16 protein-coding genes are annotated in these 15,251 nt (G+C 50.7%); 10 read left to right on the forward strand and 6 right to left on the reverse strand.

The annotated features are described in order from the left end of the window. The 6 genes from hemA to kdsA are packed head-to-tail and all read left to right on the forward strand — an operon-like array spanning nucleotide 1 to nucleotide 5,306. Nucleotides 1-1,257, forward strand: coding sequence for a glutamyl-tRNA reductase (gene hemA / locus HEN33_RS14060; RefSeq protein ID WP_024211932.1), 1,257 nt, complete (start codon nucleotides 1-3; stop codon nucleotides 1,255-1,257). Between the two features lie 41 nt (nucleotides 1,258-1,298). Further along, a complete protein-coding gene (gene prfA, locus HEN33_RS14065; RefSeq protein WP_000804726.1) occupies nucleotides 1,299-2,381 on the forward strand; it encodes a peptide chain release factor 1 in 1,083 nt (360 codons plus the stop codon). Then, complete coding sequence (gene prmC, locus HEN33_RS14070; RefSeq protein ID WP_176263661.1) at nucleotides 2,381-3,214, forward strand: peptide chain release factor N(5)-glutamine methyltransferase; 834 nt, start codon at nucleotides 2,381-2,383, stop codon at nucleotides 3,212-3,214. The genes prfA and prmC overlap by 1 nt, the downstream gene beginning before the upstream one ends. Beyond that, entirely contained in the window at nucleotides 3,211-3,603 is a 393-nt protein-coding gene (gene sirB2, locus HEN33_RS14075; RefSeq protein WP_176263660.1) for an invasion regulator SirB2, read from the forward strand. The genes prmC and sirB2 overlap by 4 nt, the downstream gene beginning before the upstream one ends. Nucleotides 3,604-3,606: 3 nt before the next feature. Further along, nucleotides 3,607-4,416, forward strand: a complete 810-nt coding sequence (sirB1, locus tag HEN33_RS14080; protein ID WP_001257058.1) for an invasion regulator SirB1 — start codon at nucleotides 3,607-3,609, stop codon at nucleotides 4,414-4,416. Nucleotides 4,417-4,451: 35 nt separating this feature from the next. Continuing rightward, nucleotides 4,452-5,306, forward strand: coding sequence for a 3-deoxy-8-phosphooctulonate synthase (kdsA, locus tag HEN33_RS14085; protein WP_000811065.1), 855 nt, complete (start codon nucleotides 4,452-4,454; stop codon nucleotides 5,304-5,306). Nucleotides 5,307-5,453: 147 nt separating this feature from the next. Here the strand turns inward: kdsA and HEN33_RS14090 are convergent, their stop codons facing one another. The 3 genes from HEN33_RS14090 to chaA all read right to left on the reverse strand — a co-directional run bounded on the left by HEN33_RS14090 (nucleotide 5,454) and on the right by chaA (nucleotide 7,602). Beyond that, on the reverse strand, nucleotides 5,454-5,561 hold the full coding sequence (locus tag HEN33_RS14090) for a type I toxin-antitoxin system toxin Ldr family protein (protein WP_100733948.1): 108 nt from the start codon (nucleotides 5,559-5,561) through the stop codon (nucleotides 5,454-5,456). Between the two features lie 427 nt (nucleotides 5,562-5,988). Beyond that, entirely contained in the window at nucleotides 5,989-6,096 is a 108-nt protein-coding gene (locus HEN33_RS14095; RefSeq protein ID WP_000170956.1) for a type I toxin-antitoxin system toxin Ldr family protein, read from the reverse strand. A 405-nt stretch (nucleotides 6,097-6,501) separates the two neighbouring features. Then, nucleotides 6,502-7,602 carry a sodium-potassium/proton antiporter ChaA gene (gene chaA / locus HEN33_RS14100; protein WP_001306585.1) on the reverse strand — a complete coding sequence of 367 codons (1,101 nt, stop codon included), beginning with the start codon at nucleotides 7,600-7,602 and terminating at the stop codon, nucleotides 6,502-6,504. A gap of 269 nt (nucleotides 7,603-7,871) precedes the next feature. On the opposite strand from chaA, the gene chaB reads away from it, so the two are divergent. Beyond that, the gene (gene chaB / locus HEN33_RS14105; RefSeq protein ID WP_001146444.1) at nucleotides 7,872-8,102 is read left to right on the forward strand and encodes a putative cation transport regulator ChaB; all 231 of its coding nucleotides are present in this window, start codon (nucleotides 7,872-7,874) and stop codon (nucleotides 8,100-8,102) included. A 156-nt stretch (nucleotides 8,103-8,258) separates the two neighbouring features. Further along, nucleotides 8,259-8,954 (forward strand): glutathione-specific gamma-glutamylcyclotransferase, encoded by a 696-nt coding sequence (chaC, locus tag HEN33_RS14110; RefSeq protein ID WP_032184002.1) that lies wholly within the window; start codon nucleotides 8,259-8,261, stop codon nucleotides 8,952-8,954. 43 nt (nucleotides 8,955-8,997) lie between these two features. Here chaC and ychN read toward each other — a convergent pair whose 3' ends face one another. Further along, complete coding sequence (gene ychN / locus HEN33_RS14115) at nucleotides 8,998-9,351, reverse strand: DsrE/F sulfur relay family protein YchN (RefSeq protein ID WP_001169669.1); 354 nt, start codon at nucleotides 9,349-9,351, stop codon at nucleotides 8,998-9,000. Nucleotides 9,352-9,536: 185 nt separating this feature from the next. Here ychN and ychO point away from each other — a divergent pair, with 185 nt between their 5' ends. Next, on the forward strand, nucleotides 9,537-10,931 hold the full coding sequence (ychO, locus tag HEN33_RS14120) for an inverse autotransporter invasin YchO (protein ID WP_176263676.1): 1,395 nt from the start codon (nucleotides 9,537-9,539) through the stop codon (nucleotides 10,929-10,931). Here ychO and narL read toward each other — a convergent pair whose 3' ends face one another. Both narL and narX read right to left on the reverse strand, forming a co-directional pair. Next, nucleotides 10,932-11,582, reverse strand: coding sequence for a two-component system response regulator NarL (narL, locus tag HEN33_RS14125; protein WP_000070491.1), 651 nt, complete (start codon nucleotides 11,580-11,582; stop codon nucleotides 10,932-10,934). It abuts the gene before it with no gap. Next, nucleotides 11,575-13,371, reverse strand: a complete 1,797-nt coding sequence (narX, locus tag HEN33_RS14130) for a nitrate/nitrite two-component system sensor histidine kinase NarX (RefSeq protein ID WP_000918047.1) — start codon at nucleotides 13,369-13,371, stop codon at nucleotides 11,575-11,577. Before narX ends, narL begins: the two co-directional genes overlap by 8 nt. Before the next feature lie 338 nt (nucleotides 13,372-13,709). Here narX and narK point away from each other — a divergent pair, with 338 nt between their 5' ends. Beyond that, entirely contained in the window at nucleotides 13,710-15,101 is a 1,392-nt protein-coding gene (gene narK, locus HEN33_RS14135; RefSeq protein WP_000019836.1) for a nitrate transporter NarK, read from the forward strand. Nucleotides 15,102-15,251 lie beyond the last annotated feature (150 nt).

Below are 15,251 nucleotides of genomic sequence, written 5' to 3' on the forward strand. Positions count from 1 at the left end.
ATGACCCTTTTAGCACTCGGTATCAACCATAAAACGGCTCCTGTATCGCTGCGAGAACGTGTATCGTTTTCGCCGGATAAGCTCGATCAGGCGCTTGACAGCCTGCTTGCGCAGCCGATGGTGCAGGGCGGCGTGGTACTGTCGACGTGTAACCGCACAGAACTTTATCTTAGCGTTGAAGAGCAGGATAACCTGCAAGAGGCGTTAATTCGTTGGCTTTGCGATTACCATAATCTCAATGAAGACGATCTGCGTAAAAGCCTCTACTGGCATCAGGATAACGATGCAGTTAGCCATTTAATGCGTGTTGCCAGCGGCCTGGATTCACTGGTTCTGGGGGAACCGCAGATCCTCGGTCAGGTTAAAAAGGCGTTTGCCGATTCGCAAAAAGGCCATATGAAGGCCAGCGAACTGGAACGCATGTTCCAGAAATCTTTCTCTGTCGCAAAACGCGTTCGTACTGAAACCGATATCGGTGCCAGTGCTGTGTCTGTCGCTTTTGCGGCTTGTACGCTGGCGCGGCAGATCTTTGAATCGCTCTCTACGGTGACGGTACTGCTGGTTGGCGCGGGCGAAACCATCGAGCTGGTGGCGCGTCATCTACGTGAACACAAAGTACAGAAGATGATTATCGCCAACCGTACTCGCGAACGCGCCCAAATTCTGGCAGATGAAGTCGGCGCAGAAGTGATTGCCTTGAGCGATATTGACGAACGTCTGCGCGAAGCCGATATCATCATCAGTTCCACCGCCAGCCCGTTACCGATTATCGGAAAAGGCATGGTGGAGCGCGCATTAAAAAGTCGTCGCAACCAACCGATGCTGCTGGTGGATATTGCCGTTCCACGCGATGTTGAGCCGGAAGTAGGTAAACTGGCGAATGCTTATCTTTATAGCGTTGACGATCTGCAAAGCATTATTTCGCATAACCTGGCGCAGCGTAAAGCCGCAGCAATTGAGGCGGAAACTATTGTCGCCCAGGAAACCAGCGAATTTATGGCGTGGCTGCGTGCACAAAGCGCCAGCGAAACCATTCGCGAGTATCGCAGCCAGGCAGAGCAAGTTCGCGATGAGTTAACTGCCAAAGCGTTAGCGGCCCTTGAGCAGGGCGGCGACGCGCAAGCCATTATGCAGGATCTGGCATGGAAACTGACTAACCGCCTGATCCATGCGCCAACGAAATCACTTCAACAGGCTGCCCGTGACGGGGATAACGAACGCCTGAATATTCTGCGCGACAGCCTCGGGCTGGAGTAGCAGTACATCATTTTCTTTTTTTACAGGGTGCATTTACGCCTATGAAGCCTTCTATCGTTGCCAAACTGGAAGCCCTGCATGAACGCCATGAAGAAGTTCAGGCATTGCTGGGTGACGCGCAAACTATCGCCGACCAGGAACGTTTTCGCGCATTATCACGCGAATATGCGCAGTTAAGTGATGTTTCGCGCTGTTTTACCGACTGGCAACAGGTTCAGGAAGATATCGAAACCGCACAGATGATGCTCGACGATCCTGAAATGCGTGAGATGGCGCAGGATGAACTGCGCGAAGCTAAAGAAAAAAGCGAGCAACTGGAACAGCAATTACAGGTTCTGTTACTACCAAAAGATCCTGATGACGAACGTAACGCCTTCCTCGAAGTCCGTGCCGGAACCGGCGGCGACGAAGCGGCGCTCTTCGCTGGCGATCTGTTCCGTATGTACAGCCGTTACGCCGAAGCCCGCCGCTGGCGTGTAGAAATCATGAGCGCCAGCGAGGGTGAACATGGTGGCTATAAAGAGATCATCGCCAAAATTAGCGGTGATGGTGTATATGGTCGTTTGAAATTCGAATCTGGCGGTCATCGCGTGCAGCGTGTGCCTGCTACGGAATCGCAGGGTCGAATTCATACTTCTGCTTGTACCGTTGCGGTAATGCCAGAACTGCCTGACGCAGAACTGCCGGACATCAACCCAGCAGATTTGCGCATTGATACTTTCCGCTCGTCAGGGGCGGGTGGTCAGCACGTTAACACCACCGATTCGGCAATCCGTATTACCCACTTGCCGACCGGGATTGTTGTTGAATGTCAGGACGAACGTTCACAACATAAAAACAAAGCTAAAGCACTTTCTGTACTTGGTGCTCGCATCCACGCAGCAGAAATGGCAAAACGCCAACAGGCCGAAGCGTCTACCCGTCGTAACCTGCTGGGGAGTGGCGATCGCAGCGATCGTAACCGTACTTACAATTTCCCGCAGGGGCGCGTTACCGATCACCGCATAAACCTGACGCTCTACCGTCTGGATGAAGTGATGGAAGGTAAGCTGGATATGCTGATTGAACCGATTATCCAGGAACATCAGGCCGACCAACTGGCGGCGTTGTCCGAGCAGGAATAATGGAATATCAACACTGGTTACGTGAAGCAATAAGCCAACTTCAGGCGAGCGAAAGCCCGCGGCGTGATGCTGAAATCCTGCTGGAGCATGTTACCGGCAAAGGGCGTACTTTTATTCTCGCCTTTGGCGAAACGCAACTGACTGATGAACAACTTCAGCAACTTGACGCGCTACTGGCGCGTCGTCGCGATGGTGAACCTATTGCTCATTTAACCGGGGTGCGAGAATTCTGGTCGCTGCCGTTATTTGTTTCGCCAGCGACCTTAATTCCGCGCCCGGATACGGAGTGTCTGGTGGAGCAGGCACTGGCGCGGTTGCCTGAACAGCCTTGCCGTATTCTCGATCTCGGGACGGGTACCGGGGCGATTGCGCTGGCGCTGGCTAGCGAGCGCCCGGACTGTGAAATTACCGCTGTAGATCGTATGCCAGATGCTGTCTCTCTGGCACAACGTAATGCCCAGCATCTGGCGATCAAAAATATCCATATTCTGCAAAGCGACTGGTTTAGCGCGCTAGCCGGGCAGCAGTTTGCGATGATTGTCAGCAATCCGCCGTATATTGACGAGCAGGATCCACATCTTCAACAAGGCGATGTCCGCTTTGAGCCGCTCACTGCGCTGGTTGCGGCAGACAGTGGAATGGCAGACATCGTGCATATCATCGAACAGTCGCGTAACGTGCTGGTATCCGGCGGCTTTCTGCTTCTGGAACATGGCTGGCAGCAGGGCGAAGCGGTGCGACAGGCATTTATCCACGCGGGATATCATGACGTCGAAACCTGTCGGGACTATGGTGATAACGAGCGCGTAACGCTCGGCCGCTATTATCAATGACAAGTTTTTCTACAATGCTTAGCGTTCATCTCATTAGCATTGCGCTTTCTGTAGGGCTATTAACCTTACGTTTCTGGCTACGTTATCAGAAGCATCCACAGGCATTTGCTCGTTGGACGCGCATTGTGCCGCCGGTTGTCGATACGGTGTTATTGTTAAGCGGCATTGCGTTGATGGCTAAAGCGCACATCCTGCCATTTTCCGGGCAGGCACAGTGGCTGACTGAAAAGCTGTTTGGAGTTATCATTTATATCGTTTTGGGTTTTATTGCACTCGATTATCGTCGTATGCACAGTCAGCAGGCGCGCATTATTGCCTTCCCGCTGGCGTTGGTGGTGCTGTACATCATCATTAAACTCGCCACCACAAAAGTACCGTTACTGGGGTAAGTCATGAGATCGTTAGCTGATTTCGAATTTAATAAAGCGCCATTGTGCGAAGGCATGATCCTGGCTTGCGAAGCAATCCGCCGCGATTTTCCCTCGCAAGATGTTTACGACGAACTGGAGCGTCTCGTTACTCTGGCGAAGGAAGAAATCAGCCAGCTTCTGCCTTTAGAAGAGCAGCTGGAAAAACTGATCGCGCTGTTTTACGGCGACTGGGGATTTAAAGCCTCACGCGGCGTTTATCGTCTTTCCGATGCATTATGGCTGGACCAGGTGTTAAAGAATCGACAGGGCAGTGCCGTATCATTAGGTGCCGTTTTATTATGGGTCGCGAATCGTCTCGATTTGCCGCTGCTGCCGGTGATTTTCCCTACGCAGCTGATACTGCGCATTGAATGTCCGGATGGCGAAATTTGGCTGATTAATCCTTTTAACGGTGAATCGTTAAGCGAACATATGCTGGACGTATGGTTAAAGGGAAATATCAGCCCGTCGGCGGAACTGTTTTATGAAGACCTTGATGAAGCTGATAACATTGAGGTAATCCGCAAATTGCTGGATACACTCAAAGCTTCGTTGATGGAAGAAAATCAGATGGAGCTGGCGCTACGTACCAGCGAAGCATTATTACAATTCAACCCGGAAGATCCCTATGAAATTCGCGATCGCGGGTTGATTTATGCGCAACTGGATTGCGAACACGTTGCGTTGAACGATTTAAGTTATTTCGTTGAACAGTGTCCGGAAGACCCGATCAGCGAAATGATCCGTGCGCAAATAAATAACATCGCGCATAAACATATTGTGCTGCATTAATTAATCGACATTTTACTCAAGATTAAGGCGATCCTATGAAACAAAAAGTGGTTAGCATTGGCGACATCAACGTAGCAAATGACCTGCCGTTCGTACTGTTTGGCGGTATGAACGTGCTGGAATCTCGCGATCTGGCGATGCGCATTTGCGAGCACTACGTAACCGTGACCCAGAAACTGGGTATACCTTACGTGTTCAAAGCCTCTTTTGACAAAGCCAACCGCTCCTCCATCCACTCTTATCGTGGACCGGGCCTGGAAGAAGGGATGAAAATCTTCCAGGAGTTGAAGCAGACTTTTGGCGTGAAAATTATCACCGACGTTCACGAACCAAGCCAGGCTCAGCCCGTTGCTGATGTTGTGGATGTGATTCAGTTGCCGGCGTTTCTTGCTCGCCAGACTGACCTGGTTGAAGCCATGGCGAAAACCGGTGCGGTAATTAACGTCAAGAAACCGCAGTTTGTCAGCCCGGGACAGATGGGTAATATCGTTGATAAATTCAAAGAAGGCGGCAACGAAAAAGTGATTCTTTGCGATCGCGGTGCTAACTTCGGCTATGACAACCTGGTTGTTGATATGCTGGGCTTCAGCATCATGAAGAAAGTGTCTGGTAATTCACCGGTGATTTTCGACGTGACCCACGCACTGCAATGCCGCGATCCGTTTGGCGCAGCTTCCGGCGGTCGTCGTGCTCAGGTGGCTGAGCTGGCACGTGCCGGTATGGCGGTAGGTCTGGCGGGGCTGTTTATTGAAGCGCATCCGGATCCGGAACATGCGAAATGTGATGGTCCATCCGCGCTGCCGCTGGCTAAACTGGAACCGTTCCTCAAGCAGATGAAAGCGATTGATGACCTGGTGAAAGGTTTCGAAGAACTGGATACCAGCAAGTAATCTTTTTTGCCTGAAAACTAAAGCCTTAGCGTTCTGCGTTAAGGCTTTTTTCATGGGGCCGGATACAAAAAAGGCCGCAGGCTGTTACCCCTGCGGCCGGTTTCGGGCGCATATTGCCATCACGGCAGCCTGACGCCCGTTTTCACCTTACTTCCGGTTACGCCACCAGCTGACAATCGCTGCGGTAATAATTCCCGCCAGGATCGGTGCTGCCAGGTCGTGCCAGAAAGTCATGGCAAACTGCGCGAGCTTCATATAGCCGCCTTGTTGTAATGACAACATTTTGCGGCTATTCTTGAAGTGTCTGGTTTCAAGATTAGCCCCCGTTCTGTTGTCAGGTTGTACCTCTCAACGTGCGGGGGTTTTCTCTTTCCAGCAACCAATGCCACCAGGGATAGAGCCCCCGCAACATTGTGCCTCACCGGATAGCTCCGGCTTGGTGTGGATACTACGTCTCAATTCATCTTCACTTCATCCCTGAAATGTTTGCAATGAAGAGTGCATTCCGGTTTTTCAACAGCTGTTACAGTCGTTTCATGAGTGCTCTGGATGATGCTTCCAGCTCGGGTTGCCAATATTTACTTGCAGAAGAGATAAAGACAAAAAGGGCCGCAGGCTGTTACCCCTGCGGCCGGTTTCGGGCGCATATTGCCATCACGGCAGCCTGACGCCCGTTTTCACCTTACTTCCGGTTACGCCACCAGCTGACAATCACTGCGGTAATAATCCCCGCCAGGATCGGTGCCGCCAGGTCGTGCCAGAAAATCATGGCAAACTGCGCGAGCGTCATATAGCCGCCTTGTTGTAATGACAACATTTTGCGGCTATTCTTGAATTGTTGATGGTTCAAGATTAGCCCCCGTTCTGTTGTCAGGTTTTACCTCTCAACGTGCGGGGGTTTTCTCTTTCCAGCAACCAATGCCACCAGGGATAAAGCCCCCGCAACATTGCGCCTCACCGGATAACGCCGGCTTGGTGTGGATATTACGTCTCAATTCATCTTCACTTCATCCCTGAAATGTTTGCAATAAAGAGTACATTCCGGCTTTTCAACAGCTGTTGCAGTGGTTTCGTGCAGGTTGTGGTACAGGCTCGCAATTCTGATTAACGACCTGTTCAGGTAGTATGAAGAAATACAATAAGCAGGAATTTATATTATCTCCCCCGATTTCTGTCATCGGAGGAGATATAACTGTCAGGCAAATATCGTCATCAAATAGGCGGCAAACAGTGCCAGATGCGCTGCGCCATTGAGCACGTTAGTACGTCCGGTGGAGAAGGAGATATGGCACAGCACTAAAGAGGCCACCATCACCACCATTTCTGGCGCACCAAGTGCAAACTGCAATTCGTTACCCGTCATAAAGGCAATTAGCGTGACGACAGGTACGGTAAGCGAAATGGTTGCTAACACTGAACCAAAGAACAGATTCATCGCGCGCTGGACCTGGTTGTTCAACACTGCTTTTAACGCACCTAAACCTTCCGGCGACAGAATCAACAGAGCCACCAGGAAGCCAGTAAAGGCGACAGGGGCATTCATGCTGTCGAGCAATGTCTCCAGCGGGCTGGCGTTCATTTTGGTGACTGCAATAACGGCAATCAGATGGACAATCAACCAGATAGCATGCCACAGGCTGCTATGGGCAGACGGTTTACCGTGGTGCGGGTCGTCATCATCACTGTCATCTTCGTGCTCGTAGACAAATAAACTTTGATGCGTTTTGGTCTGGATCAGCAAAAATACGCCATACATTGCCGCAGAAATTAATGCTACCAGTAACGCCTGACCGGTTGAAAAATTCGCCACAGGCAGAGCCATTGGAAATACCAGTACGATTATCGCCAGGGGGAACAGCGCAATTAAATACTGCTTGATACCAAACAGATTCATATATTGGGTGGCAAACTTGCGTCCGCCCAACAATAATGAAAAGCCAACCAGCCCACCGGTAACAATCATAATGATTGAATAGAGCGTATCACGCATTAGCGTTGGCGCGGCGTCGCCGGTTGCCATTAAAGCTGAAATCAAACTGACTTCAAGAATAACCACTGAAAGGCTAAGAATAAGCGAACCGTAAGGTTCTCCCAGGCGATGGGCTAATACGTCCGCATGACGGACAACACTAAAGGCGCTACTTAAAATACCAATAAGAGCAAGAAGGTTGATGGCAATGACCACTGGTAGTGTCTGGCTGCTTCCCCACAGGAACAGCACTACCAGCGCCAGAACCGGGAAAATAAGCGAAGTCTCCTTGTGGCGGGTTTTTACCGCCTCTTGAGCATTTGACATTATGGTTATCCCTTTGCAGATGAATTTATCGAAAATGTAAAAAATAGGTAGGAAAAATAACAGAAAGTGTCTGGATATCGGTAACATTTTACGAATTTTTACCCCGCTGTCGATTTTTTACTCATTGGGCCATAAAAATAAGCAATGCGTTTAGACAATGTTTGTTTTAGCGTTTCTTAAGAAGAGTCTGACATGAAAATTCTTATGTTTTGGCAAGAGTGGATATTGTTGACCACACTTAATGTTCAACTTTGTAAAAGGAGTCAACGATGCCGTATAAAACGAAAAGCGATCTGCCGGAAAGCGTAAAGCACGTGCTACCGTCTCATGCTCAGGATATCTATAAAGAAGCGTTCAACAGCGCATGGGATCAATATAAAGATAAAGAAGATCGGCGTGATGACGCCAGTCGCGAAGAAACCGCGCATAAAGTGGCCTGGGCTGCTGTGAAGCATGAATATGCCAAAGGGGATGATGATAAATGGCATAAAAAATCGTAAAACCGGTAGCTTAGTTAAAGCTATTCGTGCGGTGTTGTCTTGCAAGTGGTCCGTGGATTGCATATTGTCCCGTTAATGGTTTCAAAATGAGCAGTAAAATGTCCGGAAGACACCAAAAAGTTGTCGCAGGGAAGTATGCAGTGGCGGAGGTGTAAGGTGATAACGCGTGATTTCTTGATGAATGCCGATTGTAAAACGGCATTTGGTGCCATTGAAGAATCACTCTTATGGTCAGCAGAGCAACGGGCGGCTTCGCTGGCGGCGACGCTGGCTTGTCGACCTGATGAGGGACCGGTGTGGATCTTCGGTTATGGATCGTTGATGTGGAATCCGGCACTGGAGTTTACCGAGTCGTGCACCGGTACACTGGTTGGATGGCATCGCGCGTTTTGCCTGCGCCTGACCGCCGGGCGCGGGACTGCGCACCAGCCGGGACGGATGCTTGCACTGAAAGAGGGCGGACGCACCACAGGCGTCGCCTATCGACTGCCAGAAGAGACGCTGGAGCAGGAACTAACCCTGTTGTGGAAGCGCGAGATGATTACCGGCTGTTATCTGCCAACCTGGTGTCAGCTTGATCTTGATGATGGACGCACAGTAAACGCCATTGTGTTTATTATGGACCCGCGACATCCAGAATATGAATCTGACACTCGCGCTCAGGTCATCGCGCCGTTGATTGCGGCGGCGAGCGGTCCACTGGGAACCAACGCACAATACCTGTTTTCACTGGAACAGGAGCTTATCAAACTGGGAATGCAGGACGATGGGCTGAATGATTTGCTGGTATCGGTAAAAACACTGCTGGCGGAGAATTATCCGGATGGTGTGTTACGGCCGGGATTCGCCTGAGTAAACTTCCCTCATAGTGGGGCGTCAGACGCCCCCTCAAACATTAAAATGTGAGCACTTTATCGGCTGACAGCGTCCATTGCGCCAGTTCCACAAGAGTACCGATTTCCACCCCATCAATCAGAGGAAGTGTACTAATCCCGCGCCCGTCGGTACAGGTTTTGCACAATTTCACCGGTACATTCTGAGCGGTAAGGATCTCCAGCATTTGCTGAATGTTGTAGCCTTCCCCTGGTTTTTGCCCGCGCAACCCGGCTGTGACCGCATCAGACATCAGGAACAAGCGCAGATCCAGGTTGCTCTCCTGCTCTCGTAGCGCAATGGCCAGCCGTAAGCTGTTAAACAAGGATTCGCTCCCGTAAGGTGCGCCATTGGCAACGATCACGATTTTTTGCATTATTTACTCCTGTATTCAGGGAATTAGACACTGATCTTCTATCTTACTGCTTCTGCAGCGTCTGACCAATCGGTCACATTTTTAAGGATTTTCCTGAAAGCGCGAGAAAATACGACAAAAGTTGCCAGTAATCGTTATTCTTTAAGGCTATGGTTTTTCATTTTTTACCGGAAGTTACCGACGTTTTGAGCCGTTTCGTTCCTCGCATTATTCCGTTTTATTTACTCTTGCTGGCGGCAGGCGGTACAGCTAACGCACAATCTACCTTCGAGCAAAAAGCGGCAAATCCCTTTGATAATAACAATGATGGTCTGCCGGATTTAGGCATGGCTCCCGAAAATCATGATGGGGAAAAACACTTTGCTGAAATTGTGAAAGATTTCGGCGAAACCAGTATGAATGATAACGGGCTGGATACTGGCGAGCAGGCAAAAGCTTTCGCATTGGGAAAAGTCCGCGACGCGCTTAGTCAGCAGGTTAATCAGCACCTGGAATCCTGGCTATCACCGTGGGGAAATGCCAGTGTTGACGTCAAAGTAGATAACGAAGGTCATTTCACCGGCAGTCGCGGAAGTTGGTTTGTGCCTTTACAGGATAATGATCGTTATCTCACCTGGAGCCAGCTGGGTCTTACTCAGCAGGATGATGGGCTGGTGAGCAATCTTGGAGTTGGGCAACGCTGGGCGCGCGGCAACTGGCTGGTGGGGTATAACACCTTTTATGACAACTTGCTGGACGAAAATCTTCAGCGAGCAGGCCTTGGCGCCGAAGCGTGGGGCGAATATTTGCGGCTATCAGCAAACTATTATCAGCCGTTTGCTGCATGGCATGAACAGACAGCCATACAAGAACAAAGGATGGCGCGCGGGTACGATCTGACGGCCCGGATGCGCATGCCGTTCTATCAACACCTCAATACCAGCGTCAGCGTAGAACAGTATTTTGGTGATCGCGTTGATTTATTTAACTCTGGTACGGGTTATCACAATCCCGTCGCGTTGAGTCTGGGATTAAATTATACCCCAGTGCCATTAGTCACGGTGACGGCCCAGCATAAACAGGGTGAAAGCGGCGAGAATCAAAATAACCTCGGGCTGAATCTTAACTACCGTTTTGGTGTACCACTCAAAAAACAACTTTCTGCCGGTGAGGTTGCCGAAAGTCAGTCGCTACGTGGTAGTCGCTATGACAATCCGCAACGAAATAATCTGCCGATTCTTGAGTACCGACAGCGAAAAACGTTAACGGTGTTTCTGGCGACACCGCCATGGGATCTAAAACCCGGCGAAACAGTGCCGCTGAAATTACAAATTCGCAGTCGTTATGGTATTCGGCAACTGATTTGGCAGGGCGATACGCAGATATTAAGTTTGACGCCGGGCGCACAAGCCAATAGCGCGGAGGGCTGGACGCTGATCATGCCTGACTGGCAAAACGGGGAAGGGGCAAGCAATCACTGGCGATTGTCTGTAGTGGTGGAAGATAACCAGGGGCAGCGTGTCTCCTCCAATGAGATCACGCTAACGCTTGTCGAACCGTTCGACGCTTTGTCAAACGACGAACTGCGCTGGGAACCGTAATCAGAAAATGCGCTCCTGATGCACCCATACTGCTGCTTCCACGCGAGACTTGAGCTTCATTTTCTTCAGCATGTGCTTGACGTGCACTTTTACTGTGCTTTCGGTGATGTCCAGGCGGCGGGCAATCATCTTGTTCGGCAAACCCTGGGCAATCAGCTTGAGAATATCGCGCTCGCGTGGGGTTAACTGGTTAACATCGCGTTCAGTAGTGGCACGGTTAGCGCGCAAGCTGGCGGCCAGAACAGGCGTTAATGCTTCGCTTAATACCATTTCGCCAGCAGCAGCCTGATGCAATGCTTTCAGCAGATCTTCCGGTTCCATATCTTTTAACAGATAGCCATCCGCGCCGCGTTTCAGTGCGGTGACCACATCTTCTTCATGGTTAGAGACGCTGAATACCACAATGCGCCCGGAGAGGGACTTTTCGCGCAGTTTATCCAGCGTTTCCAGACCGTTCATGCCGGGCATATTGAGATCTAACAAGATCAAATCGGGATCAAGAGACTCCGCCAGTTCAATACCCTGTTCGCCATTACTCGCTTCGCCAACCACGGTGATATCTGGTGCCATACTGATAAGCTGTTTTACGCCAGTTCGCAGCATCGGGTGATCGTCGATCAGCAGGATAGTAGCCGGTTCCTGATTACTCATGGGTATCTCCTTGGACGTCTGTGAAAGTTTTTTCGGGAATAAAGGTGACCACCACTTCGGTGCCACCTGATTCACGACGGCGGACGCGGCAATCGCCTCGTAAACTTTGCGCACGGTCGCGCATTATTATCATGCCGTAGTGATTGCTGCGGATGGCATTTTCAGGCACGCCGCAGCCGTTATCCTGGACGGTCAGTTTGACCTGATTATCGTTTTGCGCCACTGTCACCACGACCTCACTCGCTTGCGAATGTTTGAGGGCGTTACTTAATGCCTCACGGGCAATTTGCAACAGATGGATTGCCTGATGCGAAGGTACCAGACGAGGCGGCAATTGATAATCCAGCTTCACCGGGAAGCCAAATTTGGCGCTGTACTCTTCGCAACTCGCTTCCAGTGCCGGACGTAATCCAGGCTCGGTGAGCTGCAAGCGGAATGTGGTGAGCAATTCACGCAACTGCGCCCAGGATGCATTCAGTTCGTTACGGATCTGACTTAACAGTTCGCGGCTGCTTTCTGGCAGCGCATCGCCCTGCATCTGTAAACAACTCACCTGCATCTTCATGCAAGAGAGAGATTGGGCAATAGAATCATGCAGTTCGCGCGCAATGGTGGCACGCTCTTCCATCACGATCAACTGTTGCTGACGTTCCTGATGGCGATCCAGCGCAAGCGTGGCGGTGAGTTGTTCAACCAGGGTATCCACCAGTTGCTGTTGATCATGACTAAGATGACGCCCCTGCGGCAGGGTTGCCAGTAAAATACCGTACTGCGTATGAGAGTCAGCCAGCCGCCACTTCAGGGTTGTGCCGCGATCGCCAACGGGGAGTACACCGCGCGGGCAGAGCTGACAGCCTTTATCATCGCAGGTCATATCTGGCTGGCAGGTAAACTCCTGATGATTCTCTTCATCATCAGTGTCATACACCCGCAGTTCGATATCACGTAGCAGGGTTAAATTCTGTAAGCCGTTGAGTACAGGTGACAGGCGTTCACACAGCGGGGCGCGGGAATGCAAACGGCGGTTGGCCTGCCATAAAAAAGAGAGGATCTGATTTTTATGTTCCAGCCCGGCGGTTTTCTCCTGAACCCGCTGCTCAAGTACGGCGTAACTTTCCGCCAGTTCTGCAGACATATTGTTCAACGCAGTTCCAAGCATAGCCATTTCGTTGCGCCCGCTGATGTTCGCGCGTTGGGTAAAATCGCGATGGCTGACGGCACTCGCCATTGCCAACAACTGCCGCCACGGTTGTAGCAGTCGCGCCCGCAACCAGATAATAGTGAACACCAGTAAAAGTGCCATAAATACCGCCATTACCCGATGGACCAGCACCACTGTCTCAATGCGCATTTCCGTGGTGCGGTCAAAACCAGATACCAGTTGATCAAGCCCGGCAACAAACTGGCTGACATCCGCTGACACCGTTTTGCGGTTTTGTGCACGCAGCAGCGCAGGGATCAGTTCATTACGCCAGTAATCTTGTAAACCCTGTAGTTGCGCCAGTTGTCCGTCTCGTTCTGCTGCTCGGGTTAACTCGGCGCTAAATGCCGTTTGTTCCATCTCTTTAATTAAGGGCTTGTCTTTCTCGCTTAATGGCACTGCCGCCAACAGACGGTAACTTTGCATGCGCAGCGATCCCGCTTTGTTGATCGCATGGGCGCTGCCCTGAACGCCTTGTACCAGCCAGCCAGAAACCGCCATCCCCGCCAGTCCAATAGCAGTAGAAAGCAACACAATAAGCGCAACCTGATTAACCAGGGTGAGCGGAGAGAGACAACGTTTAAGCATGCAAACCTCTTCCTTCAGGCTTTAAATGAGCAATAACCTTAATGAATGTGACGATACATTCTGGAATGGCAGTATTCTCGGCTATTGGCTGAAGTATACCCATACCCGGAAAGAGTTACTCCTTATTTGCCGCGTGGTAAGTCGCTTTACATCGGTAAGGGTAGGGATTTTACAGCACCGTGAAAAATCTCATAATTTTTATGAAATCACTGTACTCACTATGGGTAATGATAAATATCAATGATAGATAAAGTTATCTTATCGTTTGATTTACATCAAATTGCCTTTAGCTACAGACACTAAGGTGGCAGACATCGAAACGAGTATCAGAGGTGTCTATGAGTCACTCATCCGCCCCCGAAAGGGCTACTGGAGCTGTCATTACAGATTGGCGACCGGAAGATCCTGCGTTCTGGCAACAACGCGGTCAACGTATTGCCAGCCGCAACCTGTGGATTTCCGTTCCCTGTCTGCTGCTGGCGTTTTGCGTATGGATGTTATTCAGTGCTGTTGCGGTGAACTTACCGAAAGTCGGTTTTAATTTTACGACCGATCAGCTATTTATGTTGACGGCGCTGCCTTCGGTTTCTGGCGCGTTGTTACGTGTTCCATACTCCTTTATGGTTCCTATCTTCGGTGGTCGTCGCTGGACGGCGTTCAGCACCGGTATTCTGATTATTCCTTGCGTCTGGCTGGGTTTTGCCGTGCAGGATACCTCCACGCCTTATAGCGTCTTCATCATCATCTCTCTGCTGTGTGGCTTTGCTGGCGCGAACTTCGCATCCAGTATGGCAAACATCAGCTTCTTCTTTCCGAAACAGAAGCAGGGTGGCGCGCTGGGTCTGAATGGTGGTCTGGGCAACATGGGCGTCAGCGTCATGCAGTTGGTTGCTCCGCTGGTGGTATCACTGTCGATTTTCGCAGTATTTGGTAGCCAGGGTGTCAAACAGCCGGATGGGACTGAGCTGTATCTGGCGAATGCGTCCTGGGTATGGGTGCCGTTCCTTGCCATCTTCACCATTGCGGCGTGGTTTGGCATGAACGATCTTGCTACCTCGAAAGCCTCCATCAAGGAGCAGTTGCCGGTACTCAAACGGGGTCATCTGTGGATTATGAGCCTGCTGTATCTGGCAACCTTCGGCTCCTTCATCGGCTTCTCCGCGGGCTTTGCGATGCTGTCAAAAACGCAGTTCCCGGATGTTCAGATTCTGCAATACGCTTTCTTCGGGCCGTTTATTGGTGCGCTGGCGCGTTCTGCAGGTGGTGCATTATCTGACCGTCTGGGCGGAACTCGTGTCACACTGGTGAACTTTATCCTGATGGCGATTTTCAGTGGCCTGCTGTTCCTGACCTTACCGACTGACGGACAGGGCGGAAGCTTCATGGCGTTCTTCGCAGTCTTCCTGGCGCTGTTCCTGACCGCTGGGCTGGGTAGTGGTTCCACTTTCCAGATGATTTCCGTGATCTTCCGTAAACTGACAATGGATCGCGTGAAAGCAGAAGGGGGTTCTGACGAACGTGCGATGCGTGAAGCGGCAACCGACACGGCGGCGGCGCTGGGTTTCATCTCTGCGATTGGCGCGATTGGTGGCTTCTTTATCCCGAAAGCGTTCGGTAGCTCGCTGGCATTAACGGGTTCGCCAGTCGGCGCAATGAAAGTATTTTTGATTTTCTATATCGCCTGCGTAGTGATTACCTGGGCGGTATATGGTCGGCATTCTAAAAAATAAATCTTAATATTTGATTATCCTTTGCGCGGCATGATGTCGCGCTTTTTTTATGCATCATTTAGTTACAACATACTAATGTTATATGGCTTATTTTGCCGGATTTCATTAAGAGCCATTAATATGTTACCCATGGGGAATACTCCTTAATAC

This window comes from Escherichia sp. 94.0001 (genome assembly GCF_013369155.2).
Classification (GTDB): domain Bacteria; phylum Pseudomonadota; class Gammaproteobacteria; order Enterobacterales; family Enterobacteriaceae; genus Escherichia; species Escherichia coli_F.